Origin of the sequence: Ruegeria lacuscaerulensis (assembly GCF_013031245.1) — a bacterium.
Lineage (GTDB): Bacteria > Pseudomonadota > Alphaproteobacteria > Rhodobacterales > Rhodobacteraceae > Ruegeria > Ruegeria lacuscaerulensis_C.
Map to the genome: position 1 here is coordinate 1 of NZ_WPZL01000082.1, position 4,273 is coordinate 4,273.

At 52.0% G+C, this 4,273-nt stretch carries 5 protein-coding genes; 3 read left to right on the forward strand and 2 right to left on the reverse strand.

Going from position 1 to position 4,273, the window contains the following annotated elements:
* Both GOX66_RS25295 and GOX66_RS25300 read left to right on the forward strand, forming a co-directional pair.
* Window positions 1-194 (forward strand): cold-shock protein (locus GOX66_RS25295; RefSeq protein ID WP_170766653.1); only part of this gene is annotated, 194 nt, incomplete at its 5' end.
* 72 nt (window positions 195-266) lie between these two features.
* Entirely contained in the window at window positions 267-1,280 is a 1,014-nt protein-coding gene (locus GOX66_RS25300; RefSeq protein ID WP_170657599.1) for a fatty acid desaturase, read from the forward strand.
* Here GOX66_RS25300 and GOX66_RS25305 read toward each other — a convergent pair.
* Together GOX66_RS25305 and GOX66_RS25310 are read right to left on the reverse strand one after the other, a co-directional pair.
* Window positions 1,272-1,520, reverse strand: a complete 249-nt coding sequence (locus tag GOX66_RS25305; protein ID WP_039524390.1) for a ParB N-terminal domain-containing protein — start codon at window positions 1,518-1,520, stop codon at window positions 1,272-1,274. The genes GOX66_RS25300 and GOX66_RS25305 overlap by 9 nt on opposite strands.
* A 74-nt stretch (window positions 1,521-1,594) precedes the next feature.
* A complete protein-coding gene (locus GOX66_RS25310) occupies window positions 1,595-2,242 on the reverse strand; it encodes a hypothetical protein (protein WP_170766655.1) in 648 nt (215 codons plus the stop codon).
* 1,848 nt (window positions 2,243-4,090) lie between these two features.
* Here GOX66_RS25310 and GOX66_RS25695 point away from each other — a divergent pair.
* Window positions 4,091-4,273: hypothetical protein (locus GOX66_RS25695; RefSeq protein WP_214652781.1), on the forward strand; the 183-nt coding region annotated here is incomplete at its 3' end.

Genomic DNA, 4,273 nt, shown 5'->3' on the forward strand with positions numbered 1-4,273 from the left:
CAGTAAAATGGTTCAACTCGACCAAAGGTTTTGGCTTTATCGAGCCTGAAGATGGCAAGCGCGACGTGTTCGTACATATCTCAGCAGTCGAACGTTCCGGCCTTAGCGAATTGAAAGACGGTCAGAAGGTTACTTTTGACGTCGAAGCTGGCCGCGACGGACGCGAAAGCGCCGCCAATCTGGCACTCGCCTGACCTTTTAAGGGCACCCTTTTCGGGTGCCCTTTTGAACAATGGGCTACTATAAGCCGTTGGAGAACAAGTAACTTGCAACCTAAAGATTGGACGCGGGTGCTCGCGCAATACCGTGTTGCCGATGCGAAGCGCAGTGTTTTTGAACTTGCGATCACTGTTGTTCCCTTATTCGCGCTATGGGCCCTAGCGTGGTTTGCGTTATCTTTTAGTGTCTGGATCGCAATACTACTGGCCATCCTGAATTCCGCGTTTCTGGTCCGTATCTTTATCATTATGCATGATTGTGGTCATGGATCCTTCTTTAGAAACCGTACCGTTTGCAATTGGACAGGCCGGGTTTTGGGTGTCCTTGCGCTGACACCCTATGACGTTTGGCGGCAAAGCCATGCGATTCACCATGCCTCAACCGGTAACCTTGATCGGCGTGGTATGGGTGACATCCCTACATTGACCACTGAAGAATACCTGAAGCGGAAGTGGTTCGGGCGTGCCGCTTATCGTCTGACCCGGAATCCCATCTTCCTGTTCGGTGTTGCGCCGGTCTATACGTTCTTCCTTCAAAACCGCTTACCTCTTGGTTTCATGCGGTCGGGCTGGCTGTATTGGGCAAGTGCGATGGGAACAAACGTCGCGATTGCAGGGATATTGGCTCTGGTTTTTTGGGCCGGAGGCTTTGAGGTGTTGGTATATGTTTTCCTGCCAACCATGATTGTCGCATCATCGATTGGTATTTGGCTTTTCTATATTCAACACCAGTTTGAGCACACGACCTGGGAACGGGAAGAGGGGTGGAATCTTCAGAACGCCGCATTCTATGGAAGTTCTCATTATGCCCTACCAGGCATCCTGCGGTGGTTCTCTGCTAATATCGGCGTACACCATGTTCACCACCTGGCCAGCCGCATACCGTTTTATCGGCTAAACGAGGTTTTGCGTGACCATTCTGAGTTGGAAAATTGCCAGCGTATTACTCTAAATGAGAGCTTTCATTGTGCACGCTTGCATCTTTGGGATGAAAAAAGTCAACGTCTGCTGACATTTTCCGAGGCTTTGTCGAACGCCAATTCCAATAGGCATTTAGTGTAGTCTGGCACGGACCAGATAGGCTTCGACCGTATCACCGCCCAAGGCGCGAATGGCCTCTAATCGGTGAAGGCCTTCAATCAGCACGAACCTCTTGTTGTCCGAGCGTATCTGGATCGGGGTCTTCTGGCCGTTCTTCAGAATATCTTCGGCCAGTGTCAGAACTTTTTGTTGATCAAGCGTTTTCGCCCGTTTCACAGGTACATAGATCAGGTCGAGCGGATATGGTCTTTTCTCCAACATAAGCTACGTCAGCAACCTTTCGTGCATTTGTTCCGGTTCAGAGTTCGCTACAAAAGCGGGGGCTGGAACGCACGTCATAGAACCGAGCGAACAGCATCGCGCAGTTCCTGATGCATGATCCAAGTAGCTGGTTCATCGTCACTTTCGACGTGAGAATATGCGATTACCTGAGCAGCACCGTCATTCTGTGCCGATCCGGCTTCGGGAGGTGCGAGTTCCAGATATTCTGCGATCAATAGTCCGATTTTCTTGAAGACCTTGATGGAGGCCTCGCGGGATTTGTAACCGGCCGCCTGAGACAAGTGACCAATGGTCAGACCTTCCTTGCCTGCGATTGTAAGTGCTTTGAGCATTGTGACCTGCGCAGGGGTGAGCCTGATCTGGCGCAATGCCTCGGCATATTCTCTTTCGCTGGGAACGAAGGTGCCAGAGTTTCCCTCCAAACGGCGTTGACCGCTACGTTTCCTGTCTCGTTCTTCGAGAATTTCTTTTAAGGTTTCAATGGCCAATGCTGGTGTTTCGCCGACTGCATCGGCAATCATTGCCTGCGTTTTAGCTGGTGGCTTGGGGAATGCGCGCGCAACGCTGTTACCGCTCAGAATGCCAGCCTTGATCAAGTACTTTCCAAACTCTTCTTCAATCACCCCGGATACGTCAGCGTTCCGCGTCTTACGAACACTGCGGTCCTGAAATGCTCTTTGTTCCAAACCACGAGCTGACATCTTTGAGTCCGGAAGGGTCACTTGAGGGGCATTTTTACGCATCAGAAAAACACCACTACAACTATCGCCGCAACAAAAACCGCTAACGCGATAAACATCTTAACCCTGTAGGACCTGCGATGAGCCTTTTCGGCTTTGAGCATTTTGCCCAAGTTTTCGTCTATCGAGTTGTGGTTCACGGCTTGGTCCTTGCGGATATGTCGGGCGAGATTGATTTCCACCAACCTATTGTCGCGGCACATTTTCGGTGCACGTATCGTTCTGTCGTGTGAACGGCCGATTGCATTCCCAACCATCACCTCTTCGATTTAAGTGAGCATTTGAAGGGACAAGGATCGCAACGCACCTGTCCCGGTTTGCGCGAAAACCACGTTCGCATTTCCATCCGGAATAAGTTTCAGGTGCAAGATATGCATGCTGTGGAACAGCTACAGGATCACAACCGCTCTCCGTTGCTCTGTAACCTCTGAGGCACACCCAACCATCCGCGCTGTTTTTGTCAGTCAGGCGGCCATTGCTCGGGACATTAATCGAAACACAATCCTGGCCCTCCTTACGAAATCCCCAGTCACAGTGTATTTCCTGCGCGCCAAACCGGGTTTCGACGTATCCATTTTGAGGTGCAATCACTTCTTCACATTCTGCGCCGACACGCTGGAACAGCCGATTGCACTCCCACTGATCTCCGGTTGATGCAAGATAGGCATTTTCAGGAACACTTATCTCCTCACAAAGTTCTCCGACATTCTGAAAACCGTGATTGCATTCCCAGCCGCTGCCGTAGGAGCTACCCGTCAAATATGCGTTTTCTGGTACGTCTGTTCTTTGGCAGGATCCGTTCTTGTTTTCGGAACCTTCGTCACAAACCGATCCTTCGGCATTTCCTGCAACTTGGGCAGGAAGCTGCGTTCCTGAGAGCAACACTAAGAGTGTCGGGATCAAACAAAGAATGCAGCGCGTAAACACGATGAGTGACAGATTGAAACGGAGCCTGAGACCTGATCTATCCGGCATCGCGCACGCGATTTATGAGCCATGTTCTGTTCATACGGCGCCTTCTTTGATGGGTCACGCGATGACTGGAGCATGTCAGGTGACCGTTGCGAATGCTTGCGAGGAACGAGCTCATAGCGAAGACCCCAGCGAAACCCGTTCCTACGCTGGGGCACATGCTACAGTTAGTCTGAAGGCCATTGGATCATCGAAGCCGGCAGCATCGCGGCGACGAGTAATTTTTACCAATGCACGTTTGTGGTCCTTAGCCAGAATAGAGTCAAGGAAGTTTCCCTCGTCGCAACGCTAGTTCTGCCAAGGCAGGTGGTTTTGAAACAAGCACGTGACCAAGTAGCCTGGTGAACCGCCGAAAGAAGTTACTTGGCATTAATCGGTTGTTGTAGGGTTTTGGGGTCGGACCAGCAGCGAATGGCAGCTTAAGTCCGCGTCTCTCTTGTCGAGCCTGAGTGCGGCGAAAGAGCGGTACGTGATCAAGGTTTCCTCGTGGCTATGAATGACTGGCCTGACGTCATCAGCAGCAACGCAGCGACATTCGTGCCGCTCCTGTGAACTGATGCTGCGCAAGCACTCGCGGCGCGAGCAAATGGTTGATCTGTTACGCTTCTCGGGAATTGCAAAGTCTAATTGTGAATGTCCGTTTTGGGCTGACTGCGGACGAACTCAACGCGAGTGGTAAGGGCAGCTTCGTTGCGCGCCTTGCTGGTTCCGGCAGCACTCAGCGGAAGTGCGGTATGAATTCGCCATCTCACGACGGGGTTCAATGGCGGCTTCGGCGACGTGGGCTGCATCACTGCGGAAAGCCTGCCGCATGTGCGAGGAAATGCTGCGTGAGCAATGGCCGCGTCAGCAAAAGGCGGCAAAGTCCCGCAGAAAGCAGGCAACGGTCAAAGCCGAGAAAGTGCACCCGCAGCGAATGTCAGCAAAGCGGGCTGCAGTGCAGCGTTGCGGGCAAGTGTTGAACTGCATCTGTGGGTGGCTCCTGCATTGCAAGAGTTTATTGGCGATTTTTGCGGTCGT